22 protein-coding genes are annotated in these 26,049 nt (G+C 70.3%); 11 read left to right on the forward strand and 11 right to left on the reverse strand.

The features are described from left to right. Nucleotides 1–241 precede the first annotated feature (241 nt). On the forward strand, nt 242–1,864 hold the full coding sequence (groL, locus tag NS354_RS10245; protein ID WP_058594403.1) for a chaperonin GroEL: 1,623 nt from the start codon (nt 242–244) through the stop codon (nt 1,862–1,864). Nucleotides 1,865–2,311: 447 nt separating this feature from the next. Then, nucleotides 2,312–3,151 carry a type IV toxin-antitoxin system AbiEi family antitoxin domain-containing protein gene (locus NS354_RS13825; RefSeq protein WP_241490484.1) on the forward strand — a complete coding sequence of 280 codons (840 nt, stop codon included), beginning with the start codon at nt 2,312–2,314 and terminating at the stop codon, nt 3,149–3,151. Nucleotides 3,152–3,393: 242 nt separating this feature from the next. On the opposite strand, the gene NS354_RS10255 is transcribed toward NS354_RS13825, so the two are convergent. From NS354_RS10255 to NS354_RS10275, 5 genes are all read right to left on the reverse strand, one after another. Further along, a complete protein-coding gene (locus tag NS354_RS10255) occupies nt 3,394–4,890 on the reverse strand; it encodes a sensor histidine kinase (RefSeq protein ID WP_058594404.1) in 1,497 nt (498 codons plus the stop codon). Nucleotide 4,891: 1 nt separating this feature from the next. Next, nucleotides 4,892–5,593 (reverse strand): response regulator transcription factor, encoded by a 702-nt coding sequence (locus tag NS354_RS10260; protein ID WP_010156155.1) that lies wholly within the window; start codon nt 5,591–5,593, stop codon nt 4,892–4,894. 114 nt (nt 5,594–5,707) lie between these two features. Beyond that, nucleotides 5,708–6,616, reverse strand: a complete 909-nt coding sequence (locus NS354_RS10265; RefSeq protein WP_058594405.1) for a PfkB family carbohydrate kinase — start codon at nt 6,614–6,616, stop codon at nt 5,708–5,710. Next, the gene (locus tag NS354_RS10270; RefSeq protein WP_058594406.1) at nt 6,613–7,383 is read right to left on the reverse strand and encodes an SDR family oxidoreductase; all 771 of its coding nucleotides are present in this window, start codon (nt 7,381–7,383) and stop codon (nt 6,613–6,615) included. Before NS354_RS10270 ends, NS354_RS10265 begins: the two co-directional genes overlap by 4 nt. Next, on the reverse strand, nt 7,380–8,339 hold the full coding sequence (locus NS354_RS10275; protein WP_058594407.1) for a sugar-binding transcriptional regulator: 960 nt from the start codon (nt 8,337–8,339) through the stop codon (nt 7,380–7,382). The genes NS354_RS10270 and NS354_RS10275 overlap by 4 nt, the downstream gene beginning before the upstream one ends. Nucleotides 8,340–8,518: 179 nt before the next feature. On the opposite strand from NS354_RS10275, the gene NS354_RS10280 reads away from it, so the two are divergent. The 3 genes from NS354_RS10280 (at nt 8,519) to NS354_RS10290 (ending at nt 12,290) form a co-directional block, all read left to right on the forward strand. Then, nucleotides 8,519–10,123: a sugar ABC transporter ATP-binding protein gene (locus NS354_RS10280; protein ID WP_058594408.1), complete on the forward strand. Its 1,605-nt coding sequence runs from the start codon at nt 8,519–8,521 to the stop codon at nt 10,121–10,123. A 1-nt stretch (nt 10,124) separates the two neighbouring features. Next, nucleotides 10,125–11,138, forward strand: a complete 1,014-nt coding sequence (locus NS354_RS10285) for an ABC transporter permease (RefSeq protein ID WP_058594409.1) — start codon at nt 10,125–10,127, stop codon at nt 11,136–11,138. Between the two features lie 66 nt (nt 11,139–11,204). After that, a complete protein-coding gene (locus NS354_RS10290) occupies nt 11,205–12,290 on the forward strand; it encodes a substrate-binding domain-containing protein (protein ID WP_275934828.1) in 1,086 nt (361 codons plus the stop codon). A 100-nt stretch (nt 12,291–12,390) separates the two neighbouring features. On the opposite strand, the gene NS354_RS10295 is transcribed toward NS354_RS10290, so the two are convergent. Further along, the gene (locus NS354_RS10295) at nt 12,391–13,332 is read right to left on the reverse strand and encodes a sugar-binding transcriptional regulator (RefSeq protein ID WP_082678025.1); all 942 of its coding nucleotides are present in this window, start codon (nt 13,330–13,332) and stop codon (nt 12,391–12,393) included. 155 nt (nt 13,333–13,487) lie between these two features. Between NS354_RS10295 and NS354_RS10300 the strand changes: the two genes are divergently transcribed. The 6 genes from NS354_RS10300 to NS354_RS10325 all read left to right on the forward strand — a co-directional run bounded on the left by NS354_RS10300 (nt 13,488) and on the right by NS354_RS10325 (nt 19,217). Next, nucleotides 13,488–14,132, forward strand: coding sequence for a KpsF/GutQ family sugar-phosphate isomerase (locus NS354_RS10300; RefSeq protein ID WP_082678026.1), 645 nt, complete (start codon nt 13,488–13,490; stop codon nt 14,130–14,132). Further along, nucleotides 14,129–15,586: a xylulokinase gene (gene xylB / locus NS354_RS10305; RefSeq protein WP_058594412.1), complete on the forward strand. Its 1,458-nt coding sequence runs from the start codon at nt 14,129–14,131 to the stop codon at nt 15,584–15,586. The genes NS354_RS10300 and xylB overlap by 4 nt, the downstream gene beginning before the upstream one ends. Beyond that, a complete protein-coding gene (locus NS354_RS10310) occupies nt 15,583–16,326 on the forward strand; it encodes a hypothetical protein (RefSeq protein WP_058594413.1) in 744 nt (247 codons plus the stop codon). Before xylB ends, NS354_RS10310 begins: the two co-directional genes overlap by 4 nt. Then, complete coding sequence (locus NS354_RS10315) at nt 16,323–17,360, forward strand: NAD(P)-dependent alcohol dehydrogenase (protein ID WP_058594414.1); 1,038 nt, start codon at nt 16,323–16,325, stop codon at nt 17,358–17,360. The genes NS354_RS10310 and NS354_RS10315 overlap by 4 nt, the downstream gene beginning before the upstream one ends. A gap of 61 nt (nt 17,361–17,421) precedes the next feature. Beyond that, entirely contained in the window at nt 17,422–18,180 is a 759-nt protein-coding gene (locus NS354_RS10320) for an SDR family NAD(P)-dependent oxidoreductase (protein ID WP_010156170.1), read from the forward strand. Then, nucleotides 18,180–19,217, forward strand: a complete 1,038-nt coding sequence (locus NS354_RS10325) for a zinc-dependent alcohol dehydrogenase (protein ID WP_058594415.1) — start codon at nt 18,180–18,182, stop codon at nt 19,215–19,217. Before NS354_RS10320 ends, NS354_RS10325 begins: the two co-directional genes overlap by 1 nt. Nucleotides 19,218–19,334: 117 nt before the next feature. Here NS354_RS10325 and NS354_RS10330 read toward each other — a convergent pair whose 3' ends face one another. The 5 genes from NS354_RS10330 to NS354_RS10350 form a co-directional block, all read right to left on the reverse strand. Further along, the gene (locus tag NS354_RS10330) at nt 19,335–20,603 is read right to left on the reverse strand and encodes an AGE family epimerase/isomerase (protein WP_058594416.1); all 1,269 of its coding nucleotides are present in this window, start codon (nt 20,601–20,603) and stop codon (nt 19,335–19,337) included. 88 nt (nt 20,604–20,691) lie between these two features. Beyond that, nucleotides 20,692–21,822 carry a substrate-binding domain-containing protein gene (locus tag NS354_RS10335; protein ID WP_058594417.1) on the reverse strand — a complete coding sequence of 377 codons (1,131 nt, stop codon included), beginning with the start codon at nt 21,820–21,822 and terminating at the stop codon, nt 20,692–20,694. A 35-nt stretch (nt 21,823–21,857) separates the two neighbouring features. Beyond that, a complete protein-coding gene (gene mmsB / locus NS354_RS10340; protein ID WP_010156175.1) occupies nt 21,858–23,276 on the reverse strand; it encodes a multiple monosaccharide ABC transporter permease in 1,419 nt (472 codons plus the stop codon). Beyond that, nucleotides 23,273–24,862 (reverse strand): multiple monosaccharide ABC transporter ATP-binding protein, encoded by a 1,590-nt coding sequence (gene mmsA / locus NS354_RS10345; RefSeq protein WP_058594418.1) that lies wholly within the window; start codon nt 24,860–24,862, stop codon nt 23,273–23,275. Before mmsA ends, mmsB begins: the two co-directional genes overlap by 4 nt. Nucleotides 24,863–24,942: 80 nt before the next feature. Next, nucleotides 24,943–25,965 (reverse strand): LacI family DNA-binding transcriptional regulator, encoded by a 1,023-nt coding sequence (locus NS354_RS10350; protein WP_058594419.1) that lies wholly within the window; start codon nt 25,963–25,965, stop codon nt 24,943–24,945. Between the last annotated feature and the right edge of the window lie 84 nt (nt 25,966–26,049).

The raw sequence follows: 26,049 nt of genomic DNA on the forward strand, positions 1-26,049 counted from the left end.
CCCTTCCGCAGAGCGACCCCGCAGTGGGCGGCTCCGTCTCCGGCTGACGGCGCTCACGGAGCCGTCACCGCTCGTTCCCCGCATGTTCGCTGCGCGCGAGCAGACACGCTTGCACTCGCCCGGGCAGAGTGCCAAAATGAGACTTAGCAGTCGATTCGACTGAGTGCTAACCATCCGTGCGGGGGCGTCACGCGTCGGCACGGTGCTCACCACATCGAACACCTCCGGAGGGGCGAAATACATGGCAAAGATCATTGCGTTTGACGAGGAAGCGCGTCGCGGGCTCGAGCGGGGCCTGAACACGCTCGCAGACGCCGTCAAGGTGACGCTCGGGCCGCGCGGCCGCAACGTCGTGCTGGAGAAGAAGTGGGGCGCCCCCACCATCACCAACGACGGCGTCTCCATCGCCAAGGAGATCGAACTCGACGACCCGTACGAGAAGATCGGTGCCGAGCTCGTCAAGGAGGTCGCGAAGAAGACCGACGACGTCGCAGGCGACGGCACCACCACCGCCACCGTGCTCGCCCAGGCGCTCGTGCGCGAGGGCCTCCGCAACGTGTCGGCCGGCAGCGACCCCATCGCGATCAAGAAGGGCATCGAGAAGGCCGTCGCAGCCGTCTCGGCGAAGCTCCTCGACAACGCCCAGGAGATCGAGACCACCGACCAGATCGCCGCGACCGCGTCCATCTCGGCGGCCGACGAGCAGATCGGTCAGCTGATCGCCGAGGCCATCGACAAGGTCGGCAAGGAGGGCGTCGTCACCGTCGAGGAGTCGAACACCTTCGGCACCGAGCTCGAGCTGACCGAGGGCATGCGCTTCGACAAGGGCTACCTGTCGGCGTACTTCGTCACCGATACCGATCGCCAGGAGGCGGTCTTCGAGGATCCCTACATCCTCATCGTCAACAGCAAGGTCTCGAACATCAAGGACCTGCTCCCCGTGGTCGATCCGGTGATCCAGTCGGGCAAGCAGCTCCTCATCCTCGCGGAGGACGTCGAGGGCGAAGCGCTCGCGACCCTCGTGCTCAACAAGATCCGCGGCATCTTCAAGTCGGCGGCCGTCAAGGCTCCGGGCTTCGGCGACCGCCGCAAGGCCATGCTGCAGGACATCGCGATCCTCACCGGCGGCCAGGTCATCTCCGAGGAGGTCGGCCTCAAGCTCGAGAACGCGACGCTCGACATGCTCGGCACCGCGCGCAAGGTCATCATCACCAAGGATGAGACGACCATCGTGCAGGGCGGCGGCGACGACGAGGCCATCCAGGGTCGCGTCACGCAGATCCGTCGCGAGATCGAGAACACCGACAGCGACTACGATCGCGAGAAGCTGCAGGAGCGCCTCGCGAAGCTCGCCGGCGGCGTCGCCGTCATCAAGGCCGGCGCTGCGACCGAGGTCGAGCTGAAGGAGCGCAAGCACCGCATCGAAGACGCCGTGCGCAACGCGAAGGCCGCCGTCGACGAGGGCGTGCTGCCCGGTGGCGGCGTCGCCCTCATCCAGGCCGGCAAGGACGTCTTCGACGCGCTCGAGCTCTCGGGCGACGAGGCCGTCGGCGCGAAGATCGTGCAGACCGCGATCGAGGCTCCGCTGCGTCAGATCGCGCTCAACGCGGGCCTCGAGCCCGGCGTCGTCGCAGACCGCGTCGCGAACCTCCCGATCGGCCACGGCCTGAACGCGGCGACCGGCGAGTACGGCGACCTCGTCGCGCAGGGCATCCTCGACCCGGCGAAGGTCACCCGTTCGGCGCTGCAGAACGCCGCGTCGATCGCCGGCCTCTTCCTCACCACCGAGGCCGTCGTCGCCGACAAGCCGGAGCCGGCTGCCGCCGCTCCCGCCGGTGACCCGACCGGTGGCATGGACTTCTAAGTCCTGCTGCTTGCAGGGGTCGCGCCTTCGGGTGCGGCCCCTGTTCGCGTTTCCGGGTGTCGGGAGCCGTACGCTCGCGCTCTGGCGCTCTGGCGCTCTGGCGCTCTGGCGCTCTGGCGCTCTGGCGCTCTGGTTCTGGTTCTTTGGCGCTTTGGCGCTTTGGCGCTCTGGTTCTGGTGTTCGCCCTCGATCACGCGTCATGCAGGAGATCCGGCCAGCAGCGGACCCATGCGCAGACGGGGCACTGCGCCGCGCGGGATCCACTGCACGAGCGCGACCTGATCGTGGGTGAGTGGGTGAGCGGGTGAGCGGGTGAGTGGGTGAGTGGGTGGGCAACCGTCCCACCCGATCCGCTCACAAGAGCGTCTTCTTGAATCGTTCGCTGTGTTGTTCACAGATGCGCTGCTCCAAGGGGAGAGCGCTGCAGACAGCGACCACGATGGAGCTATGACCATCCGGGCAGAACTTCATCGGGCCGGCGGACTGCTGCGATCGACCGATCTCATGCAGCGCGGGTACTCCGCGCACGCCATCACCTCCGCCTGCGCAGCAGGAACCGTCACACGTCCGGCGCGCGGCTGGATCGCTCTGCCGAACGCGGACCGGGAACTCGTGCTCGCCGCGCAGCGCGGCATGGTGCTGACGTGCGTGTCGCTCGCGCGGAGACGAGACCTGTGGGTGCGGCGACCGGCCGGGCTCCACCTCGCGACGCGGTCGCCGAAGCAGCACGCGCCACGAGGGGCGCATCGGGTGCACTGGGGTGCCGCCATCGTCCGACGCGAGCCGTTCGCGATCATCGACTCGATCGAGAATGCGCTCAACTACGTCGCCACATGTCAGCCGCCGGAGGAGGCTCTCGCGATCTGGGAGTCCGCACTGCACAGTGGGCTCGTCTCCCGCCCTGCGCTCGCGCGGCTCCCGTTCCGCGGAGCCGCGCGGCGACTCCTGGAGCGGTGCAGCACACACTCCGGGTCCGGTGTGGAGACGTACGTGCTGCAGCGTCTGCAGCGATTGCGGCTGCATGTCGTTCCGCAGGCGATCGTGAGGGGGCGCCCAGTGGACTTCCTCATCGAGCGATGCGTGATCCTCGAGATCGACGGTGCGACCCACACCGGACGTCAACGCGATCGCGACAACCTCAACGACGTGATCGAAGCCCTCGACGGGTACTTCTGTATTCGAGTCTCGTATCGGCAGGTCTTCGAAGATTGGCCGGAGGTGCAGCGGCTCGTGATGATGGCCGTCGCGCAGGCTCAGCTCGTACGGGGCCAGGGCGTCCGCGCATGACCGCCGTGCAGTGGATCCTGCGTCGAGCGGGTGCATTAGCGGGGAAGATGCTCCGCTTCCTGCAGGATCCACTGCGGGAGCAGGACCGCTGCCGCGGCCGAAGCGGACCGCGGCTCCCGGAGCGCGATCGCTGCCGCCGTCGGAGCCGGACCGCTGCCGCAGACCGCAGCCCGGAGCACTGCCGGCGGGCGCGGGACCGCGGGCGTGGAAGCAGCGGGATGCGCGCTGGCGGCTCACGCGGCTCAGGGGAGGCGGGGGACCGGGACCGTGTCGTCCGAGGCCTCCGCGCTCGGCAGGTCGACGCGGAACGTGGCGCCCCCGCCCGGCGTCTCGTGCACGCTCACCGACCCGCCGTGCGCGTCGACGATGGACTTGACGATCGCGAGGCCGAGCCCCGATCCGCCGGTCTCGCGGTTGCGGGAGGTGTCCGCGCGCCAGAAGCGGCCGAAGATCTTGTCACGGATCTGCTCGGGCACGCCCTCCCCGTGGTCGACGATCTCGAAGCGCGCGAACGGCTTCCCACCGGGCGCGGGGGCGGGGTGCGAGACGACGAGCTCGATCGGTCCGCCATCGGGCGTGTGCCGCATCGCGTTGCCCAGCAGGTTCGTCATGAGCTGCCGTACCTTGTGCTCGTCGCCGATCACCGTCGGCTCCGTCGGGTCGGTCGCAACGGTCACTTCCCGGTCCGGGGCCTGCGCCCGGGCGTCGAGCGCAGCGTCAGTGGCGAGCTGATTCAAGGGGAGCGCGGCGAGCGCCAGCGGTCGGCGCTCGTCGAGGCGCGCGAGCGCGAGCAGGTCCTCGACGAGCGAGGTCATGCGGATCGCCTCCTTCTCGATGCGCTCCATCGCCTGGGCGACGTTCTCCTCCTCCTGCAGCGCCCCCATGCGGTACAGCTCCGCGTAGCCGCGCACCGACACGAGTGGAGTGCGCAGCTCGTGGCTCGCGTCGCCGATGAAGCGCCGCATCCGCTCGATCGTGCGCGATTGGTCCTCGAGCGAGCCGTCGAGCCGATCGAGCATGATGTTGAGCGACTGGCCGAGGTGCCCCACCTCGGTGTGCGGGCTCGAGATCATGATGCGCTTCGAGTAGTCGCCCCGCGCGATCTCGAGCGCCGTGCGCTCGACCTCCGCGAGCGGCAGGAACGTCGCCGTGACGAGGAGGCGGGTGAGCGCGGCCCCGAGCAGGATCACGGCGATGCCGAACCCGGTGAAGATGATGATGTACTGCGCGACCGTCTGCGTCACCGGAGCGGTCGAGGAGGCGATGAGCAGCGTGCCGGCCGCCTGCCCCTCCTGATAGATCGGCTTGACGATCGCGTTCCACTTCACGCCGTCGGCGGAACGCAACCCGATGAGCGCCGACTGGTACTCCGACATCACCGAGTCGAGGGTGATGCCTGTCACCGCGGGCAGCGTGCTGCGATCCTGATCCCGCGTGTTGTCGCGGATCACGTTGCCATCGGCGTCGAGCAGCGCCACGTAGTACCCGCTCGGCGCCTGCGTGATGTCCTCCGGGGTGAGGCCGTTGAAGTTCGCGTAAGGCCGCAGCGCCGGCGTCGGGTTCTCCCGCAATCGCTCGAGCGCCTGCGTCTGGTTCGAGGTCAGCATCGGCTGCAGCACCGCGAGCGTGCCGACGCCTGCCACGATGAGCCCGAGGAACAGGATGAAGACCGTGACGCCCGTGATCTTCGCCCGCAGCGAGACGTCGGCCCAACGCTCCGACCAGTTGGGCCGAGCCACGCTACTTCACTTCGGTCTTCAGCATGTAGCCGAAGCCGCGCTTCGTCTGGATCAGCGACTCCTCGGTCAGCGGATCGAGCTTGCGCCGCAGGTACGAGATGTAGGACTCCACGATGCCGGCGTCGCCGTTGAAGTCGTACTCCCAGACGTGATCGAGGATCTGGGCCTTCGAGAGCACCCGGTTCGCGTTCTGCATGAGGTAGCGCAGCAGCTTGAACTCCGTAGGCGAGAGTTCGACGGAGGCGCCCTGCACGGTCACCTCGTGCGTGTCCTGATCCATCGTGATCGGGCCGACGCTGAGCACCGAATCCTCATCCTCCTGGATGGTGCGACGCAGCACCGCCTTGATGCGAGCGATGATCTCGTCGAGGCTGAACGGCTTCGTCACGTAGTCGTCGCCGCCGACGGTGAGCCCTTCGACCTTGTCCTCCGTGTCGTCCTTCGCCGTGAGGAAGATGATCGGAGCCGTGTAGCCGGCGGAGCGCAGCCGCTTGGTCACGCTGAAGCCGTTCATGTCGGGCAGCATGACGTCGAGCACGATCAGATCGGGCTCCTCCTCGAGCACCGCCGAGATGGTCTGCGCGCCGTTGCCGACCGCGCGGACGCCGAACCCGGCGAAGCGCAGGCTCGTGCTGAGCAGCTCGCGGATGCTGGGCTCGTCATCGACGATGAGAATCCTGGGTCCTTTTGGCTGAGTGTTCATGATCCCAGTCTCTGATTGTTTGCTATGAAGTGCCTGGAAATGGAGCCGCCGCCCAGCAAGACCCGTCGGCCGAACGCGCCCACCCGTGCCGAACTCAGACCTCCTGCAGCGAGCTCACGCGCTGTCGGCGAGCTCGCGCGCCCACGGCGGGTTCGCCCCGGCCCGGGACGCCGTGACGGCAGCCGCGCGCGCCGCGAAGCGCAGCGCGCCGCCGACATCCGCGGCGTCGAGCGGCATCCCGTCGAGCAGGGCGCCGCCGAGCGGTCCGTCGAGCACGGCCGCGAGCAGCGCAGCCATGAACGAGTCGCCGGCGCCGACCGTGTCGACGACGGTCACGCGATCGGCGGGTACGTCGAGTCGCTCGCCGCCGAAGCGGGCGCTGCACCCCTCTCCGCCGCGCGTCACCACGGCGAGCGGAGCGCCGAGGGCGAGCAGGCGCGCCAGCACGTCGTCGAGATCGGACCCGGGGTAGAGCCAGGCCGCATCCTCGTCGCTCAGCTTCACGATGTGGCTGCGGGCGGCGAGGCGCTCGACCTGATCGAGGGTCGCGCCGTGATCCTGCATGAGATCGGGGCGGATGTTCGGGTCGTAGCTGCGCAGGCGGGCGCCGGGATCGTCGAAGGCGTCGGCCACGGCTGCGGCGCCGGGGGCGAGCACGGCCCCGAGCGAGCCCGCGTGCACCAGGTCGATGCCGTCGAGCGGCATGCGCGGCAGCTCGGAGTCGAGCGCGAAGCGGTACCGGGCCTGCCCCGTCGCATCGAGCGAGACCTCGGCCCGCGACGTCTCGGCCCCGGCGACGGGCTCGGCGAACGCGACCGACGAAGCGGCGAGGTGCTGCGCGATGCGGTCGCCGTACGCGTCGTCGCCGAAGCGTGCGGCGAGGGTGGTGTCGACGCCGAGCCGGCTCAGCCCGACGGCGACGTTGAGCGGAGACCCGCCGGGGAACGCGGTGCCGTCGATCACGTCGACGAGGGCCTCGCCGAAGACCAGGGCCCGCGGCGGAGTGGTGCGCGCGTGCTTCACAGCGCCGTGTACCCGCCGTCGATGACGATCGACTGGGCGGTGAGGTAGGCGGAGGCGTCGGAGGCGAGGAAGGCCACGAGGCCGTGCAGGTCGGCGGGGTCGCCCATGCGCCCGAGCGGGATGCGCGAGGTCCACTCGGCGGCGAGCTCGGGGTTGCTCTCGGTGAACTGCTTGGTCATGTCGGAGAGGAAGTAGCCGGGGGCGATCGCGTTGACGCGGATGCCGGCTCCCGCCCACTCCACGGCGAGCGACCGGGTGAGGTGGTCGACGGCCGCCTTCGAGGTGTTGTACGCGGTCTGCTGCTGCGGCACGTTGATGATCTTCGCCGACATCGAGGAGACGAGGATCGCGGATCCGCCGAGCTGCGCGGCCAGCAGCCGGCGCGCGAACTCCTGGGCCACGAAGAAGGTGCCGTCGACGTTGATCGCCTGCAGGCGCCGCCACTGCACGGGGTCGATGTCGACCGCGGCCTCGAGCAGCGTGATGCCGGCTGCGGTGAGCAGCACGCGCGGCGTGCCGAGCGCGGCGTCGATCCGGTCGAATGCCGCCGTGATCTGCTCGGGGTCGGTGACGTCGGTGGGGACGCCGATCGCCCGTACGCCGAACCGCTCCGCGAGCCGCTCGGCGGTGGCCTCCACGTCGGGCAGCACGTCGAGCAGCGCGACGTCGACGCCCTGGCCGGCGAGGGCCTCGGCGAGCGAGAGGCCGAGGCCGCGCCCGCCGCCGGTCACGACGGCTGCGCGCCCCTGCAGATCTTCGAACTTCATGTATCGCTCCTTCGGTGCGGATCGGTGCGGGAGGCGTCGGCGAGCAGCGCCTGGGCGGTGCCCGCGTCGCACGCCAGCGAGTGGATGAGCCCGCTGCGCAGTGCGGCGCGCACCGCGACGAACTTGAGCGGGCCGCCGGCGACGGCGAGCACGTGCGGAACGCCGCGGAGCGCGGCGGCGTCGATGCCGACGCTCCGCCCCACAGCATTCTCGACCACGGCGCCGTCGATGTCGAGCAGCACGGCGCCGAGGTCGGCCCGCACGCCCGCGTCGAGCAGCGATTCGCGGATCCCGAGCTGCCCCGCGAGCATGGACACCTGCGAATCCTCGGGATTCCAGCTGCCGATGCCGACGACCGCGGTGGTCACTTCTGCGAAGCGGGCGAACGTCTCACGGGCGGCGGGCTCGTCGCGCAGCAGGGCGGCGGTCTCGTCGCTCCGGGTGAGCAGGGGTGCGAGCAGCGCGTGGGGGGTGCCGCCCGACACGCGGGCGGCGTGGCGCACGAGCTCCACCCCGCTCTCCTGCAGGCCCGCCGCGACTCCTTCGAGCTGCACGACGTCGACCGGGGGCAGCGCATCGAACGCCATGACCATCTGGCGCAGGGTGCGGCCGGCCGCGAGGCCGAGCACCTCGCCGGGCGTCATCACCTCTTCGACGAGTCGCGCGGCCGCGGCGCCGAGGCGCTGCTTCAGCGTGTCCTCCGCGCCGCTGGGCGCGTGTACAACAATTGCGTGTCGAAGTCGGAAGGCCTCGCGCAACTGAGCGGAGAGGCCGAGGTCGAGGTCGTCGGGGGAGGCGATCTCGAATCGCACGATGCCGCGCTCCCTCGCCTGCTCGAGCAGGCGGGCGACGGCGAATCTTGAAATGCCGATCTCATCTGCGATTTCAATGCGCGAAAGGCCGTCGAGGTAGTGCCGGGTGGCGACGAGGGCCATGCGGCGTTCGGCTTCGCTCATGGGGCTCCTCCATCGGATTGACACAGTGCGACAGACAGACTGTAGCATCGCTCAAATGTGCGGGCGTGTTTCTCAGATGTTACAAGTCGTGGTAAAAACCTATACGGGCCTCGATCGAAGCGCCCACATGCCGGGACGACGAGGAACCTCCGCTCGCCGTGGAGAGGGGTGAATGCAACATGAGTAACCAGCAGGCCGACGTGCGCGATTCAGCGCAGCACGCGCCGGCGACCGGAACGCTGCTCGAGTGCACGAATATCGTCAAGGGATTCGGTGGGATCCCGGTGCTGCGGGGCATCTCGCTCAGCCTCGAGGCCGGCACCATCACGGCGCTCGCGGGTGAGAACGGCGCCGGGAAGTCCACGCTGATGAAGATCGCGTCGGGCCAGTACCGGCCTGACGGCGGCAGCGTCGAAGTGCAGGGCACGCCCCTGCCGGCCGGCAACGCGCAGGCCGCGCACCGGCTCGGCGTCGCCATCGTGCCGCAGGAGCTGGCGTCGATCCTCGAGCTCAGCGTCTACGAGAACCTCTTCATCGGCCGCGAACTGCGCGGCCCGCTCGGGCTCCGCCGCGGGGCGATGATCGAGCAGGCCCGGGAGCAGCTCGCCGTTTTCGGCCTCGAGACCGATCCCCGCAAGCGCATGGGCGACCTCCCCGTCGGCATCCGGCAGATCATCGAGATCGTCAAGGCGACGAACACCGGCGCCAGCGTCATCCTCCTCGACGAGCCGTCGAGCGCGATCTCGGAGCGCGAGGTCGGCCGTCTGCTCGAGGTGATGGGCCTGCTGCGCGACCGCGGCGTCGCGCTGCTGTTCACGACGCACAAGATGGAGGAGATCCGGGCCATCGCCGATCGCGTCATCGTGCTCCGCGACGGCGAACTCGTGGAGGATCGACCGCTCGCGCAGCTCACCGACGACGACATCGTCACCGCGATGATCGGCCGCGAGCTCGAAGACCTCTTCCCCGAGCGCGGGGTGCCCGCCTCCGAGGTCGTGCTCGAGCTCGACGCGCTCCAGGTGCCGGGCGCGAGCGAGCCCATCTCCCTGCAGGTGCGCCGCGGCGAGATCGTCGGCCTGGCCGGCCTCGTCGGTGCGGGTCGCACCGAGCTCATGGAGACCGTCTTCGGCGTGCGCAAGGCCGAGGGCGGCGAGGTGCGCGTGCGCGGCAGCCGTGTGAAGCCGGGCGAGCCCGCGGCCGCGATCACGGCGAAGATGGCGCTCGTTCCCGAGGACCGGAAGGGTGCGGGGGCGGTACTGCCCATGTCGGTGCTCGACAACGGCACGCTGCCCGGCCTCTCCCAGTTCTCCATCGCGGGCCTCCTGAAGCAGCGGGCGCGACGCGCCCGGGTCGGGGAGGTCATGGATTCGGTGCGGCTGCGCAGCCGCGACCTCGACCAGTCGCTCGAGACCCTCTCGGGCGGCAACCAGCAGAAGGTCGTGCTCGCGCGCTGGCTCACCGACGACGTGGACGTGCTGCTGCTCGACGAACCCACGCGCGGTGTGGATGTCGGCGCCCGCAGCGAGATCTACCGCATCATCGTCGACCTCGCCGCGAGCGGCATGGCGGTGCTCATGGCGTCGAGCGACATGCCCGAGATCCTGAGCCTCTCGCATCGCGCGCTCGTGCTGCGCGAGGGAGCGGTGGCGGGCGAGCTCTCCGCCGCCGAGCTCTCCGGCGCCGAGGTGCAGGATCGCATCTTCCGCCTCGCCAGCGGACTCGAAGTCACGGGGGCGGGCACTGCCGCCGCCGAACCAGCAGACGCTCCTCGAAAGGACGCTTGACATGTCGAATCCGACGCAGACCGAAGTGATGCGGACGGTGTCCGAGAGCGGCGACCTCCGCCGCTTCTCCGGCCCCTGGTTCCGCGAGCTCGCCATCCGCTACGCGATGGTCATCGTGATGCTGCTCATCATCGCGTTCTTCCTGTACCGGAGCGCCCGCTTCGGCACGGTCGACAACGTGACGACGATCCTCGTCGCGGCGGCGCCCTTCGCGCTGATCGCACTCGGGCAGACGCTCGTCATCCTGACCGGCGGCATCGACCTGTCGGTCGGCAGCGTCATCGCGCTGAGCGCCATGGCGGCGGCCGTCACCGCGAAGGAGTTGCCGGATCAGATCTGGCTGGCTCCGGTGGTCGCCGTCGCCGTGGGCTTCGCCGCGGGGTCGATCAACGGCTTCGTGGTCGCCGTGATGAAGGTGCCGCCCTTCATCGCGACCCTCGGCATGCTCACCCTCGCCAGCGGCCTCGCCTTCGTGCTGGGCGACGGCGCCCCGATCAACGGCCTGCCGACCGAGTACGGTCAGTTCGCGAACACCCGCGTCTTCGGGCTCACCATTCCCGTGATCCTCATGATCATCATGATCGTCGGCTTCGGGCTGATGATGCGCCGCACCAGCTACGGCCTGCGGGTCTACGCGGTGGGCGGCAATCCGCTCGCCGCGCAGATCGCGGGCGTGAAGACGGGCCGCGTGCTCTACAGCGTGTACGCGATCAGCGGTGCGCTCGCCGGGCTCTCGGGCATCATGCTCTCCTCCCGCGTGATCAGCGGCTCCCCGAACCTCGGTCAGGGGTACGAGCTCGACGCCATCGCGGCGGTCGTGATCGGCGGAGCGAGCCTCATGGGCGGTCGCGGCACGGTCTGGGGCACCGCGCTCGGCCTGCTGCTCATCCAGACCCTCAACAACGGTCTCGACATCTTGACCGTGCCCGCCTACTGGCAGGACGTGATCAAGGGCGTGCTCATCGTCGCGGCGGTCGCCGTCGACGTCTGGGCCAGCAAACGACGACGATCTTGACGGCAGCCGCCCCGACCGGGGCGGCGCGCCCTCCCGAACCCACCGATTCACCGATACACCGATGAAATGGAGTACCCAATGAAGTTCACCTCCCGAATGAGCCGCGGATTCGCGGTCGCCGTGGCCGGCGCGGCAGCGCTGTCGCTCGCGGCTTGCGGTGCGGGCGATCCTGCAGCGCAGCAGGGTGCCGATGAGAGCGGCAAGGAGCGCGTCACCGTGGGCGTCAGCGTCTACGACATGTCCTCCTTCATCACCGAGGGCAAGGAGGGCATCGACCGCTACGCCGAAGAGAACAACATCGAGATCCTGTGGAACGTCGCGAAGATGGACGTCTCGACTCAGGCCACGCAGGTCGATCAGTTCATCCAGGCCGGCGTCGACGCCATCATGGTCGTCCCGGTGCAGGCCGACACCCTGCAGCCCCAGGTGACCGCTGCGAGCGAGGCGGGCATCCCCTTCCTCGACGTCAACGCGACGCTGAACAACGACGAGGTCGCGGGCAGCGTGCAGCCCGACGACGTCGCTGCGGGCGCTCAGGAAGCGCAGATGATGATGGACGAGCTCGGTGGGAAGGGCAACGTCGTCATCCTGCAGGGCCCCCTCGGTGGCTCGGGCGAGATCAACCGCGGCGCCGGCATCGACCAGGTGCTCGAGGAGAACCCCGACGTCAAGGTGCTCGCGAAGGACACGGCGAACTGGAGCCGCGACGAGGCCGTCAACAAGATGAAGAACTGGATCTCTGCATTCGGCGACGACATCGACGGCGTCATCTCGCAGAACGACGACATGGGTCTCGGCGCCAAGCAGGCGCTGCGCGAGGCGGGCATGGACGATGTGCCGGTCGTCGGCATCGACGGCATCGAGGATGGCCTGAACGCCGTGAAGAGCGGCGACTTCATCGGCACCTCGCTGCAGAACGGCACCGTGCAGCTCGCGACCGGCGTGGCCGTGGCCGCGGCGATCGCCCGCGATGAGGACGTCGACAACAACCTCGTCTACACGATGCCCCCCATCACGCAGGAGAACGTGGATGACGCGCTCGAGCACGTCGTCACCGATCGCCCGGCCTTCCTCGATGGCCTCAGCGCGCTGATCGCCGAGAACCTGAAGACCGGCGACATCGCGTACGAGGGCCTTCCCGGCCAGGAGTAGTCGATGATGCGGCGGCGGTCCACTCCCGGGCAGGGGAGGGGATCGCCGCCGTTTCGCGTCAGCGGGGGTCGGCTTCGCGTCAGCGGGGGTCGGCTTCGCGTCAGCGGGGGTCGGCGAGCAGCGACTGCGCCGAGTCGCGATCGGTGATGAGCGTGGTGACGAAGCCGGCGCTCAGCACCGCTCGGAGGGCCGCGTGCTTCTCGGCGCCGCCCGCGACGACCACGATCTCGGGCACGGCGCGCAACTGGTCGAAGGGGATCGCGATGGTGCGAGCGTCCAGCGCCGAGATGCGGCCGCCGGTCGCGTCGAAGAGCGATGCGGCGACGTCGGCGCGCACTCCCGTCGCGATGAGCCCGCCCGCCGCGTCCTCAGCGATGGATTCGGCGAGCTGCGAGACGACCGGGCTCCAGCTGCCCACGGCGAGCACGGCCCGGGTCACTTCGCCCATGCGGGCGAGGGTCTCGGCGACGCCGGGCTGGCGGCGCAGCATGGCCGCGGCCTCCGCGTCGGAGGCGACGAGCGGAACGTACAGCGAGGCGGGTTCGCCGCCCGAGATGGCGCTCACGGTGCGCACGAGGTCGCCGGCGGTCTCCCCGGGCGGGCCTGCGAGCCCGGTGAGCTGTACCACGTCGCAGCGCGGCAGTTCGCTTAGGTGCTCGGGGATGGACGCGAGGGTGCGTCCGCTCGCGAAGCCGAGCACCTCGCCGGGGCGCACCTCCGCCCGGAGGTATTCGGCGGCTGCGCGGCCGAGCGCGCTGCGGAGGCTGCGGGGGTCGGAATCGCCGTCGGGCATGGTGACGCAGCGGATGTCGCGGAGCCCGTATCGGCGCCGCAGTTCCGCGACGTCGTCGCGGCCGAGCGCCTGGGGGGCTCCGACGGTGATGCGCAGCACGCCGAGGTCGCGCGCCTCCGCGATGAGGCGGGCGACGCGGAAGCGGGACATGCCGGTGCGCGAGGCGAGCTCGACCATGGGCACGTCGTTGATGAAGTGCTCTCGGGCGACGTGCGCCATCTCGACCAGTCGGTTGGGACCGGGTTCCATGGGCGGCTCCTCTCGATGGGTCATCCTCTCACACCGGTCGGGTCCGGGCCCGAGTCGGCTCCTCCGGGAGACGGAGTCGGCCGGCTTCCGGAGGTCGCTTCCCACCGCATGAGGCGATAGAATAAATGCAACAAATGAGAGATAGGGTCAATCATATGAGCGCAACCGCCGCTGACCTCGTGCAGCACGCGCGCGAGGCGATCCTCCGGGAATCCCGGGCACTCGCCAATCTCGCGGAGCAGATCGACGACGGCTTCGCCGAGGTCGTCGCCGCCGTGCAGCGCTGCCCGGGCAAAGTCGTGACCACCGGCGCCGGCACCTCCGGCATCATGGCCGAGCGCCTCGCCCACCTGCTCTCGGTCTCGGGCACCCCGGCCTTCTACCTCCCGTCGCAGGACGCGCTGCACGGCGGCATGGGCGCGGTGACCCCCGACGACCTCGTCATCGCATTCTCCAAGGGCGGCCAGTCCGCCGAGCTGACGCAGCTCGCCGAGCGTCTCGTCGAGCGCGGCTCCCACGTGGTCGCCGTCACGGAGCGCCCCGACTCGCCGTTCGCGGCAGCGGCATCGCGCGTCGTCCACCTCACCACCGACCCGGTCGAGGCCGACGCGGGCGGGCTCATCGCGCTCGGCAGCACCCTCGTCGCCGGCGCCTGGGGCGATGCCCTCACCCTCACGCTCATGGGCCTGCGCGGCTTCAGCTGGGAGGAGGTCGTGCAGATTCACCCGGCGGGCATCGTGGGGCAGCAGCGCGACCTGCCCGACACCGTGGCCGTACCCACGCGAGGGGGCGAAGCATGATCCCCGTCGTCTGCGGCGTCGACACCTCGACGCAGTCGTGCAAGGTCGAGTTCTTCGCGCTCGAGGACGGGCGCCGGATCGCGGGGGCGTCCGCCGCCCACCCGCCGGTCGCGCCGCCGCGCAGCGAGCAGAACCCGCAGGCCTGGTGGGACGCGTTCGTGGGCGCGTTCCGGAGCGCGCTCGCGCAGGCGGGGGCGGTCAGCGTGCGCGCGATCTCCGTCGCCGGCCAGTGCCACGGCATGGTCCCGCTCGACGCATCGGGCGCCGTCATCCGCGACGCGAAGCTCTGGAACGACACCACCACGGACGCCGAGCTCCGCGCGCTCGTCGAGCGCATCGGCCCGGACCGGCTCATCGCCAGCACCGGATCGCTGCCCACCGCGGCGTTCACCCTGAGCAAGGTCGCGTGGTTCGCCGCGCACGAGCCCGAGAACTTCGCACGGCTCGCCACCATTCTGCTGCCGCACGACTACCTCACGTACCGGCTCACCGGCGCGTTCGCGACCGACCGCTCCGAGGCATCGGGAACCGGGTACTTCGACCCCTCGGCGAACCGCTACCTCCTCGACCACCTCGCACTGATCGACGACACCCGCGACTGGGCCTCGATGCTGCCGGAGGTGCTCGCGCCCGAGGGGGTCGCCGGCACGACCACGGCAGTCGCCATGACCGAGCTCGGCCTCTCCGAGCCCGTGCTGGTCTCCGCCGGCGGCGGCGACCAGCACGCCTCCGCCCTCGGACTCGGCATCGCCGAGGGGGACGCGGTGTTCGCGTTCGGCACCTCGGGCGTCGTCTTCTCCACCACGCCCGAGCCGGTGCGCGACCCGCGCGGGTTCGTGAACGGCGTCGCGAACCTCACCGGAGGCTTCCTGCCGCTCGTGTGCACGCTCAACGGCGCCAAGGTGATCGACACGTTCGCCCGGCTCATGGGCACGAACCACGACGACCTCTCGGCGCTCGCCCTGCAGGCCGGGCAGGAGGGCCCGGTGCTCGCGGCCTTCCTCGACGGGGAGCGCACGCCCAACCGTCCACTCGCGACCGGGCTCCTCGCCGACCTCACGACCGAGACCACCCGCGAGCAGCTGGCCCGCGCCGCCTACGAGGGCGTCGTCTTCGGGCTCGTCGCGGGGCTCGCGCACTTCGAGCGGTGCGGGGTGCGCACCGACGGCGAAGTGATCGCCATCGGCGGGGCCGCGCGCTCCGCGGCGACCCGCCAGATCCTCGCCGACGCGCTCGGCAAGCCGGTGCACCTGGTCGACGCCCCCGAGGCGGTGGCGCGCGGAGCGGCGGTGCAGGCCGCCGCCGTGCTCGACGGCACGCCCATCATGGAGCTGGCCGAGCGCTGGAAGCCCGAGCGGCGCGTCGCCGCCGAGCCGGGGCGCGTCTCGACCGACCGCTTCGCGCGCTACGCCGAGGTCGCCGCGGTCGAGTCGCTCGACCGGAGCCGCGCGTGACGGCGACGCGGCTCGCGGCCCGCGACGCGGTTCGCGCACTGCCGCACGCCGCGTGGATCGACGAGCTGCCGGAGGGCGCCGTGTACGGGAGCCTGTACGCCGCGCCGCAGGGCCAGCGGGAGGCGGCCGCAGACCGCTTCGCGGCAGCCGGACTGCCGATTCACCTCGACGTCATCCTCGACCGGGATGCGAGCGGCGGGCTCGCGCACCGCGGCATCACGATCGACGAGCTGCAGGCGTGCGGCGCCCGCCACCCCGACTCGCTGCTCGAGGTGCACGTCATCGTGCTGGCCGGAGCGAAGCCTGGCACGGACCCGGAGTCCGCGTCGCAGCTGCGCGACGAGATCGCCGCGGTGCTCGACGTGGCGGCCGCGATCGGCGCCCAGCGCGCGGCGCTGCCCGCGGGCATCGCGGGCGACGCGGCGCTGACCGAGGGCTTCCGCGCCGCCGGCGGCGAGGTGTGGACGGTGCTCGAACCCGGCGACGATCCCGCGCCGCTCTGCACGGGCGCCACGGGCGCCCTCGTCATGCTGATCGAGCCGGGCACCCGCGACGCCGCGCGCCCCGAGCTGCTCGACCGCATCCCCCGCCTCGCCCCGAACGTGCAGGTCGGAGTCGATGGCGGCGTCGACGCCGCCATCGCCCGCCGCGCCGTCGCGCTCGGAGCCCACCATGTCGTCGTCGGTCGAGCCCTGCTCGACCCCGAGCCCCCCGAAGCAGTACGAGGAGAACAGCCATGACCCATTCTGAGATCCCCGAGCGGATGCGCGCCAGCGTGCTCCTCGGCACCCGCGAGCTCGCCATCGAGGAGCGCCCCGTGCCGAAGCCCGCCGCCGACGAGGTACTCGTGCGCGTCGGCGCCGTGGGTGTCTGCGGCTCGGATGTGCACTACTTCCGGGAGGGGCGCATCGGCGACTTCGTCGTCGACGCTCCGCTCGTGCTCGGGCACGAGGTCGGCGGCGTGATCGTCGCGGTCGGCGAGCACGTCGATCCCGCCCGCGTCGGCCATCGCGTCGCCATCGAACCGCAGCGTCCCTGCGGCCGCTGCCGCGAATGCCGCATCGGCAAGTACAACCTCTGCCCCGACATGGAGTTCTACGCCACCCCGCCGATCGACGGCGCGTTCACGGAGTTCGTGACGATCCAGTCGGCGTTCGCGCACGACGTGCCCGACTCCGTGACCGACGAGGCAGCCGCACTGCTCGAGCCCCTCTCCGTCGCCATCACCTCCGTGCGCAAGGCCGGCATCGTGCCCGGATCCACGGTGCTCATCGCCGGCGCCGGGCCGATCGGCATCATCACCGCTCAGACCGCGCGCGCGTTCGGAGCCGGCGAGGTGATCGTCTCCGACCTCGTCGAGGCCCGTCGCGAGCGCGCACTGCAGTACGGCGCGACCCGTGTCATCGACCCCCGCACCGAGAACCCCGCGGATCTCGACGTGCCGATCGACGCCTTCATCGACGCGAGCGGGGCCGCCCCCGCCGTGCAGTCGGGCATCCGCGCCGTGCGGCCCGCGGGCACCGCGGTGCTCGTCGGTCTCGGCAACCCCGAGATGACGCTTCCGGTCGAAGACATCCAGAACCGCGAGATCACCGTCACGGGCATCTTCCGCTACACCGAGACGTGGCCCGTCGCCATCCAGCTCGTCGCGAACGGGCAGGTCGATCTCGACTCGCTCGTCACGGGGCGCTTCGGCCTCGACGAGGTGGAGCAGGCGCTCGAGAGCGACACCGACCCCGACAGCCTCAAGTCGGTCGTCTACCCGGCTCGCTGAGCCGCCACCACCGCACGCGACCCGCGTCGCACCCCGCACACCTACGAAAAGGACACGACACATGACTTCGTTCAGCCTCGAGGGCAAGACCGCCCTCGTCACCGGCGGCAACCAGGGGCTCGGCAAGGCGTTCGCCTTCGGGCTCGCAGAGGCGGGCGCGCGCGTCGCGATCGCCGGGCGCAGCGCAGAGCGCAACGCGCAGGTGGTCGCGGAGGCCGCCGAGCGCGGCTTCGAGTTCGTCGCGATCACCGCCGACATCACCGATGACGCGCAGATCACCCGCATGGTCGAGGAGGCGAAGGCGGGCCTCGGCCGCATCGACATCCTCGTCAACAACGCCGGCACCTGCTTCCACGGGGAGTCGTGGAGCGTCACCGATGAGCAGTGGGATGCCGTGTGGGACCTGAACGTGCGCGCGCTCTGGAAGGCGAGCGTCGCCGTCGGCGAGCACATGCGCGAGATCGGCGGTGGCTCGCAGGTCAACATCGGCTCGATGTCGGGCCTGATCGTCAACCGTCCGCAGTGGCAGCCGGCCTACAACGCGTCGAAGGCGGCCGTCCACCACCTCACGAAGTCGCTCGCGGTCGAGTGGGCGCCGCTCAACATCCGTGTGAACGCCGTCGCCCCCGGCTACGTGAAGACGGAGATGGCCCCGGTCGACAACCCCGAGTTCCAGCGCTACTGGATCGAGGACGCCCCCCAGCAGCGGTTCGCGCTGCCCGAGGAGATCGCGCCGAGCGTCGTTTTCCTCGCGAGCGACGCCGCATCGTTCATCACGGGTTCGGTGCTCGTCGCCGACGGCGGATACACGGCCGTCTGATGAGCGACGTGCAGAACGCCGTGCGGCGCATCGTCGTCAACGCGGCCGATGACATCCGCGTCGAGCAGGTGCCGGCACCGGTCGCGGGCGCGAACGAGGTGCTCGTGCGCTCGACCGTCGTGGGCATCTGCGGCTCCGACGTGCATGCGGCGCACGGCCGTCACCCCTTCATGTCGCTGCCGTTCTGGCCGGGGCACGAGGTCATCGGCGTCGTCGAGGCAGCAGGAGACGGGGCGCCCGCGGAGCTCGTCGGGCGGCGCGTCGTCGTCGAGCCGAACCTCGCCTGCGGCGAATGCACCCCCTGCCGGCGCGGGCGCTACAACATCTGCGCGACGCTCGACGTGTTCGGGTGCCAGACCCCGGGCGGCATGACGGATCGCTTCACGATCGCCGCAGACCGCGTCATCCCGCTGCCCGACGATCTGAGCGACCGCGAGGCCGCACTGATCGAGCCCCTCGCGACGCCCGTGCACGCGGTGCGCCGGGCCGGGGATCTCACGGGCGCGCGCGTCGTCGTGCTCGGCGCCGGTCCCATCGGGCTGTTCGTCACCATCGCGGCGCTGCACGCCGGAGCCGAGGCGGTCGTGGTCGCCGACCTGCTGGAGTCGAAGCGCGCCCGCGCCGAGCGCCTCGGCGCCACCGGCAGCTTCGATTCGAGCGCCCCCGATGCCGCGGAGGCCGCGCTGCGCGAGCTCGGCGGCAAGGCCGACGTGGTGTTCGACTGCGTGTCGCGCGAGTCGACGGTGCGCCTCGCGATCGAACTGCTGGAGAAGGGCGGCACCGTGATGACCGTGGGCGTGCCCGCGGGGCCGACCACGGTCGACCTCGAGCTGATCCAGGATCGGGAGATCTCGCTGCTCGGCAATCTCATGTACGTGCGCACGGACGTGGAGGTGGCGATCGGACTGCTGCGGGAGCGCCGTCTGCCCCTCGACGAGCTCATCACGGGCGTCTTCTCCCTCGACGAGGCGCAGCAGGCGTTCGACGCGTCGAACGACCCCGAGCAGGTCAAGGTGCTCGTGGAGATCGCGGGCTGACCGGATCGCCCGCCGTCACCCGCGCGCACTGAATCGGGGCCGGCATCGGAGGCGCCGCGTCCGTGGCACGCCCCCGGTGCCGGCCCCGACTCGTCGAGTGCAGGGCGCGGGCCGGAGTCAGGGCGAGGCGAGGGCGCCGGATCGCAGGCCGTGAGTCAGGCTGCGCGTCGCGGGCAGGCGCGCGAAGAGCGTCGCCTGCAGCGCGTGGTAGAGGTCGGGCTTGCCGCTCCACGTGCCGTTCGCGGGGGCCCCGTCGGCGTCGAGCTCGTGGATCCAGCTGCCGTCGGCCTCGATGTGGCGGCTCGCGGCGTACGCCCAGAAGCGGGCGTACCATTCGGTGTACGCCGCGTCGCCCGTCGCGCGGAAGAGCACGGCGGCGGTGCCGATGGCCTCGGCGATGACCCAGTGGAAGCGGTGGTCGTTCAGCACGCGGCCCGTCCAGTCGGTGCTGAAGGCGAAGCCCCCGCGGCGCTCGTCCCACGCGTCGGCCACGGCGCGGTCGAACAGGCTCCGCGCCGCGTCGATCAGCCAGGCGTCGGCAGAGCCCGTCGCGTCGCGCTGCGCGGTCTCGAGGGCGACGAGCAGGCGCGCCCACTCGAGCCAGTGCCCCACGGTCGCCCCGTACGGGCGGAAGTGGCTGTCGGGGGAGTCGGCGCCGTACTCGGGGTCGGGGGTCCAATCCTCGCGGTAGTGCTCGGGCAGGCGCCAGGCGTTGCGCGCGGTGACGTCGCCGATGAGCCGCCGCGCGATGGCGGTCGACCGCTCGACGTGGCGCCGGTCGCCGTCGGCCTCGTACGCGAGCAGCCCGGCCTCGACGAGGTGCATGTTCGGGTTCGCCCCGCGATACGGGTCGAGCACGGTGAAGTCGCGGTTCCACGTGTCCGCGTACATCGACGCGTCGGCCTCCCACCAGCGCTCGAGCACGGCGAGGACATCGGTGTAGAGATCGTCCGCATCGAAACCGGCTAGTTTCGCCGAGGCTGCGGCGAGCAGCACGAACGCGTGCCCGTAGCTCTCCTTGGCGTCGGAGTTCGCGGCGTCGTCTGCGGCGCCGGCCGTGACGAACCAGCCGCCGTGCACGGGGTCGCGCAGTGCGCCGGAGCGGAGGAAGGCGAGTCCGTGCTCCACCCGCTCGGCCTGGCCCGGCGCCCCGAGCAGGTGCCCGAGCACCGCGCAGTAGGTGTAGCGGCCGGCGATCCAGAGCTGCGAGCCGGCGGAGCGCACCGGTGCGCCCGCGTCGTCGAGCCAGCTGAACCCGCCGCCCGGGTCGAGGGCGGGCTCCGCGAAGGCGAGCAGCCGGGCGGCCTGCTGCGCGAGCCAGGCGCGGTGCGCGGAGGAGTCGATGGCGAAGCGCGCGTCGGCGCCCGCGGTGCGATCTTCGGTCATGTGCAGCCTTCCAGACGACGCTGCGCCGGGGGCGGAGGAGGGATCCCGCCGCGCCCCGGCGCAGCTCAGTGCGTCGAACTTCCGAGCGTCAGCGGTACTCTTCGACGATCTCGAGCAGGTTCGGCACGTTCTGGTACGCGTCGGCCGCGTTCTCCTGCGTGACGATCACCGGATCGAGCAGGTACGCCGGCACCACCTTCGACCCGTTGTCGTACTGGTCGGTGTCGTTCACCTCGACCTCTTCGCCCTGCTGCAGCTGGCCGATCATGGCGATGGTCTGCTCGACGAGCAGCGCCGTGTCCTTATTGATCGTGGAGTACTGCTTGCCCTCCATGATGGAGCGCACCGACTCGACCTCGGAGTCCTGGCCGGTCACCACGGGCAGCGGCTTGCCGGCCTGCTCGACCGACGTCAGCACGGCGCGCGCCAGGGTGTCGTTCGGCGAGAGCACTCCGTCGAGCTCCGTGTCGCTGTAGGCGGAGGTGAGGATCGTATCCATGCGGCTCTGCGCGTTCTCGGCCTTCCACCCGGCGGTGGCCGTCTGCTGGATGTCGGTCTGGCCCGAGGCGACGACGAGGGTGCCGTCGTCGATCTTCGGCTGCAGCACGTCCATCGCGCCGTTGAAGAAGACGGCCGAGTTCGCATCGTCGGTCGAGCCCGAGAACAGCTCGATGTTGTAGGGCGCATCGTGGTCGGTGCGCTCCTCGAGGCCGTCGAGCAGCGCCTGGCCCTGCAGCTGGCCCACCTTGAAGTTGTCGAACGCCACGTAGTAGTCGAGGGCGTCGGTGTTCTCGATGAGGCGGTCGTAGGCGATGACGGTGGCGCCCGCATCCTTCGCGGCCTGCACCTGCGTGGCGAGCTGCTTGCCGTCCTTCGCGCCGATGACGATGACCTTCGCGCCGCCGGTCACCATGGCCTGGATCTGGTTCTGCTGCTCGGCGACCGTGTTCGACGCCGGCGCGTACTGCACGTCGGCCTTGTAGCCGGCCTCTTCGAGCCCGTCGGTGAACAGCTTGCCGGCGAGCACCCAGTTCTCGCTCGTCTTGTCGGGGAGTGCGACGCCGATGGTGGCGCCCTCTTCGAACCCGGTCGATGCGGCGCCCGAGTCGGAGCCGCCCGAGCCGCCCGAGTCGCCGCCGCGCTCCGAGGAGCACCCGGTGAGCGCCAGGGCTGCTGCGGCGAGCAGCGCGCCCGTGGAGAGGAGGAGTCTGTGCTTCATGGTTGCATTCACTTTCTCTGATCGTCGAACTCTCGTCAGCGAGAGCCGGGTTCCTTCGTCGCGCTGTCGTCTGCGGCGGGAGGAGTCTGGGTGGTGGTGCTGCGCGGGCTGGGCGCCGGCGGCGCGGCGGGGGGCGCCTCCATGGCGCGGGCGCCGATGGGGGTCGTGTCGATGCCGGCGAACTCGCCCGCGGGCCGACGCCGCTTCGTGAGGAAGCCGAGCACGGAGGGGCGGCCCTGCTGCTTGTTGTAGGCGTCGATGCCGACGGCGACGAGCAGCACGGCGCCCTTCACCATCTGCACCGTGTCGGCGCCGAAGCTGAGCAGCTGCATGCCGTTGTTGAGGAACGCCATCACGAGCCCGCCGATGATCGATCCGATCACCGTTCCGATGCCGCCCGAGACGGCGGCGCCGCCGATGAACACCGCCGCGATCGCGTCGAGCTCCCAGCCGTTGCCGTCCTGCGGGCCCGACGCCTGCGAGCGGGCGACGAAGATCATGCCCGCCACGGCGGCGAGCACCGACATGTTCATCATCACGAAGAAGTCGACTCGGCGATCCTTCACGCCCGAGAGCTTCGCGGCCTGGCGGTTGCCGCCGACCGCGTAGATGTGACGGCCGAACACGGTGTGGTTCGTCACGAACGAGTAGAGGATGACGAGCGCCAGCAGGATGATGCCGGAGACGGGGAAGCTGGTGCCGGGTCGGCCGCTGCCGAAGAGCAGCGCGGCGCCGAGGATCACCGCGCAGAGCAGCACCACCTTGACGACGCTGACCCAGAGGGGTGCGCGCTCCGACCCCATCTTCTTCTGCTGCCGGCGGGTGCGCCACTCGAAGAAGACGAGCCACGCCGCGGCCAGCACGCCGAGGATGAGGGTGGGCACGTTGTAGGGGATCGGGATCCCGGCGATCTCGGGGAGGTAGCCCGCCCCGATGGTCACGAACTCGCGGGGCACGGGAACGGAGATGGAGTCGCCGATCCACTGGTTCGCGCCGCGGAAGAAGAGCATGCCGGCGAGCGTCACGATGAAGGCGGGGACCCCGACGTAGGCGACCCAGAGCCCCTGCCACGCTCCGACGAGTGCGCCGAGGCCGAGGCCGAGCAGGATGGCGCCCCACCAGGGGAGGTTCCACTCCGACATCGACTTCGCGACGACGATGCCGACGAACGCCGCGACCGAGCCGACCGACAGGTCGATGTGCCCCATGATGATCACCATCACCATGCCGATCGCGAGGATCAGGATGTAGGAGTACTGCTGCATCACGTTGATGACGTTGCCGGGCGACAGCGTCAGCCCGTCGGAGAAGATCTGGAAGATCAGGATGATGGCGATCAGGCTGCCGAGGATGCCGAACTGGCGGGCCGTGGACTGCCCTCCGCCGAACATTCCGCGAATGTCTGAGAACCGGAAGCCGTGCCGCTCCGTGGTCTTCGTGTCGGTCGAGGTCATGCGTGCGCCTTCTCGTTCAGCGACGTCATGCTGCGCATGAGCGTCTCGGGTGTGGCCCGGTCGGCCGGGATGCAGTCGGTGATGCGGCCCTCGAACACCGTGTAGATGCGGTCGCAGATGCCGAGCAGTTCGGGGAGTTCGCTCGAGATCACGACGACGCCCTTGCCGGCGTTCGCGAGCTCGTTGATGATCGAGTAGATCTCGTACTTCGCGCCGACGTCGATGCCGCGGGTGGGCTCGTCGAGGATCAGGAGGTCGGGGTCGGTGAACATCCACTTCGCCAGCACGACCTTCTGCTGGTTGCCGCCCGAGAGGCTGGAGACGCCGTTGTTGACGTCGGGCGTCTTGATGCGCAGCGACTTGCGGTACTGCTCGGCGACGGAGCGCTCCTCGCGGGCGTCGACCATGCCGCGGTGGGTGATCTTCGCGAGCTTCGCCGAGACGATGGAGCGCTTGATGGAGTCGAGGAGGTTGAGCCCGAGCGATTTGCGATCCTCGCTCACGTAGGCGATTCCGTGCCGGATCGCGGCGGGCACGTCGGGCACGTCGATCTCGGCGCCGTCCTTCATGAGCGTGCCCGAGACGAATCGGCCGTAGGAGCGGCCGAAGACGCTCATCGCGAGCTCCGTGCGGCCCGCGCCCATGAGGCCGGCGACGCCCACGACTTCGCCGCGCCGCACGTTCAGGCTCGAGCCCTTCACGACGTACCGCTCGGGCACGGTGGGGTGCTGCACGACCCAGTCGCGCACCTCGAAGAAGACCTCGCCGGGGTTCGGCGTGCGGTCGGGGTAGCGGTGCTCGAGCGACCGGCCGACCATGCCGTGGATGATGCGGTCCTCGTTGATCCCGCCCTGCTGCACGTCGAGGGTCTCCACGACCCTGCCGTCGCGGATGATCGTGATGTCGTCTGCGATCTGCTCGATCTCGTTGAGCTTGTGGCTGATGATGATGGAGGCGATGCCGCGCTCCCGGAGGCCCCGGATCAGACCGAGCAGGTGCTCGGAGTCGGTGTCGTTGAGCGCCGCCGTCGGCTCGTCGAGGATGAGCAGGCGCACGTTCTTGTTGAGCGCCTTCGCGATCTCGATGAGCTGCTGCTTGCCGACGCCGAGCGCTTTGATCGGGGTGTCGGGGTCTTCGCGCAGACCCACCCGGTCGAGCAGCTCGACGGTGCGCGTTCGCGCGGTGCGCCAGTCGATGGCGGCGCCGCGACGGAGCTCGTTGCCGAGGAAGATGTTCTCGGTGATCGACAGCTCGGGGATCAGGGCGAGCTCCTGGTGGATGATGACGATGCCGGCCTCTTCGCTCGCGCGGATGTCGCGGAAGCGCATCTCGCGGCCCTCGACGATGATGTCGCCGGTGTACGTGCCGTGCGGGTAGACGCCGGAGAGCACCTTCATGAGCGTCGACTTGCCCGCGCCGTTCTCGCCGCAGATCGCGTGGATCGTCGCCGGGCGCACAGTGAGCGAGACGTCGGAGAGCGCCTTCACTCCGGGGAAGATCTTGGTGATGTCGCGCATCTGCAGCACGGGAGCCTCGTCGGGCCGGTGCGTCGCTCGTTCCACTTGATTGACCTCGCTGTCATCCATGTCGTCACTCGTGTGACCGTTCACATCGTGGAACACGGTGCGCCCGCGTGTCAAGGCGTTGTGGGCTGATTACAGAATCGTTACCGGCGCGTTGCGGAGGGGTTTGTCGATTGCCGCACCATCAGCTGCGGGCTGACCGGCGCGAACTGCGGGGCCGGCTCTCCGGCGATGGCGGCCAGCAGGTGCATGATCGCGCGCGTGCCCAGGTCCGCGAAGTCCATGCGCACCGTCGACAGGGTCGGCCACACGTGCGCCGCGACCGGGATGTCGTCGAAGCCGATGACGCACACGTCGTCGGGCACGCGCACCCCCGCGTCGCGGAACCCGTGCATCAACCCGATCGCCATCAGGTCGTTCGCCGCGAAGATCGCCGTGAAGTCGCGGCGGCCCGCCAGCTCGCGCCCCGCGAAGTGCCCGAAGTCGGCGGTCCAGTCGCCGCGGATCGGCGGCAGCGTGGAGAGGTCGGCCTCGAACATCGCGTCCAGGTAGCCGTGCATCCGCGACTCGGCCTCGATCCAGTCCTGGGGGCCGGCGAGGTGCAGGATGTCCCGGTGCCCGAGCGACACGAGGTGCTCGACCGCGATGCGGGCCCCCGCCCGCTGATCGGATGCGATCGTCTCCGCGGCTCCGCCCGCGCCGGTGTGGAGCGTCGCGATCGGCACGCGCAGGCCCAGCCCGCCGATCACGTTGAAGACGCGCACCTGCGGCGCGAGCACGATGATGCCGGCGACCTGCTCGTGCTCGAACTGCCGCACGGCCTCGCCGATCGCCTCGGGCGACGCGGCCGCGAGGTTGAGCGTGCTGATCGAGAAGCCCCGCTCGCGGGCCACCTGCTCGATCGCGACGATCGCCGACGTGGTGCCGTACTCGCCGACGGTCGTCGAGAGGATTCCGAGCACGCTGGGGCGGGCGGAGGCGAGGGCGCGCGCCGCCTGGTTGGGCCGGTAGTCGAGGGTGCGGATCGCGGCGAGCACGCGCTGCCGCGTGTCCTCGCGGATGCTCGGGTGATCGTTGAGCACGCGCGAGACGGTCTGATAGGAGACCGATGCGAGGCGCGCCACGTCGCGGATGCTCGCGGGCTTGGCCCGAGCTTCTCCGGGCATCAGGGCCTCCACGCCGAAAGTCGAATGTGTACGTTCACATTAGTGTACGCACGCCGCATTCGGGGAAGCGGGGAAGCGGGGAAG

It is taken from the genome of Leucobacter chromiiresistens, from assembly GCF_001477055.1.
Lineage (GTDB): Bacteria > Actinomycetota > Actinomycetes > Actinomycetales > Microbacteriaceae > Leucobacter > Leucobacter chromiiresistens_A.

Coding starts and splice junctions, on each gene's coding strand:
- groL (WP_058594403.1), top strand. CDS start 242: ATGGCAAAGATCATTGCGTTTGACGAGGAAGCGCGTCGCGGGCTCGAG.
- NS354_RS13825 (WP_241490484.1), top strand. CDS start 2,312: ATGACCATCCGGGCAGAACTTCATCGGGCCGGCGGACTGCTGCGATCG.
- NS354_RS10260 (WP_010156155.1), bottom strand. CDS start 5,593: ATGAACACTCAGCCAAAAGGACCCAGGATTCTCATCGTCGATGACGAG.
- NS354_RS10270 (WP_058594406.1), bottom strand. CDS start 7,383: ATGAAGTTCGAAGATCTGCAGGGGCGCGCAGCCGTCGTGACCGGCGGC.
- NS354_RS10275 (WP_058594407.1), bottom strand. CDS start 8,339: ATGAGCGAAGCCGAACGCCGCATGGCCCTCGTCGCCACCCGGCACTAC.
- NS354_RS10280 (WP_058594408.1), top strand. CDS start 8,519: ATGAGTAACCAGCAGGCCGACGTGCGCGATTCAGCGCAGCACGCGCCG.
- NS354_RS10285 (WP_058594409.1), top strand. CDS start 10,125: ATGTCGAATCCGACGCAGACCGAAGTGATGCGGACGGTGTCCGAGAGC.
- NS354_RS10290 (WP_275934828.1), top strand. CDS start 11,205: ATGGAGTACCCAATGAAGTTCACCTCCCGAATGAGCCGCGGATTCGCG.
- NS354_RS10295 (WP_082678025.1), bottom strand. CDS start 13,332: ATGGAACCCGGTCCCAACCGACTGGTCGAGATGGCGCACGTCGCCCGA.
- NS354_RS10300 (WP_082678026.1), top strand. CDS start 13,488: ATGAGCGCAACCGCCGCTGACCTCGTGCAGCACGCGCGCGAGGCGATC.
- xylB (WP_058594412.1), top strand. CDS start 14,129: ATGATCCCCGTCGTCTGCGGCGTCGACACCTCGACGCAGTCGTGCAAG.
- NS354_RS10315 (WP_058594414.1), top strand. CDS start 16,323: ATGACCCATTCTGAGATCCCCGAGCGGATGCGCGCCAGCGTGCTCCTC.
- NS354_RS10320 (WP_010156170.1), top strand. CDS start 17,422: ATGACTTCGTTCAGCCTCGAGGGCAAGACCGCCCTCGTCACCGGCGGC.
- NS354_RS10325 (WP_058594415.1), top strand. CDS start 18,180: ATGAGCGACGTGCAGAACGCCGTGCGGCGCATCGTCGTCAACGCGGCC.
- NS354_RS10330 (WP_058594416.1), bottom strand. CDS start 20,603: ATGACCGAAGATCGCACCGCGGGCGCCGACGCGCGCTTCGCCATCGAC.
- NS354_RS10335 (WP_058594417.1), bottom strand. CDS start 21,822: ATGAAGCACAGACTCCTCCTCTCCACGGGCGCGCTGCTCGCCGCAGCA.
- mmsB (WP_010156175.1), bottom strand. CDS start 23,276: ATGACCTCGACCGACACGAAGACCACGGAGCGGCACGGCTTCCGGTTC.
- mmsA (WP_058594418.1), bottom strand. CDS start 24,862: ATGGATGACAGCGAGGTCAATCAAGTGGAACGAGCGACGCACCGGCCC.
- NS354_RS10350 (WP_058594419.1), bottom strand. CDS start 25,965: ATGCCCGGAGAAGCTCGGGCCAAGCCCGCGAGCATCCGCGACGTGGCG.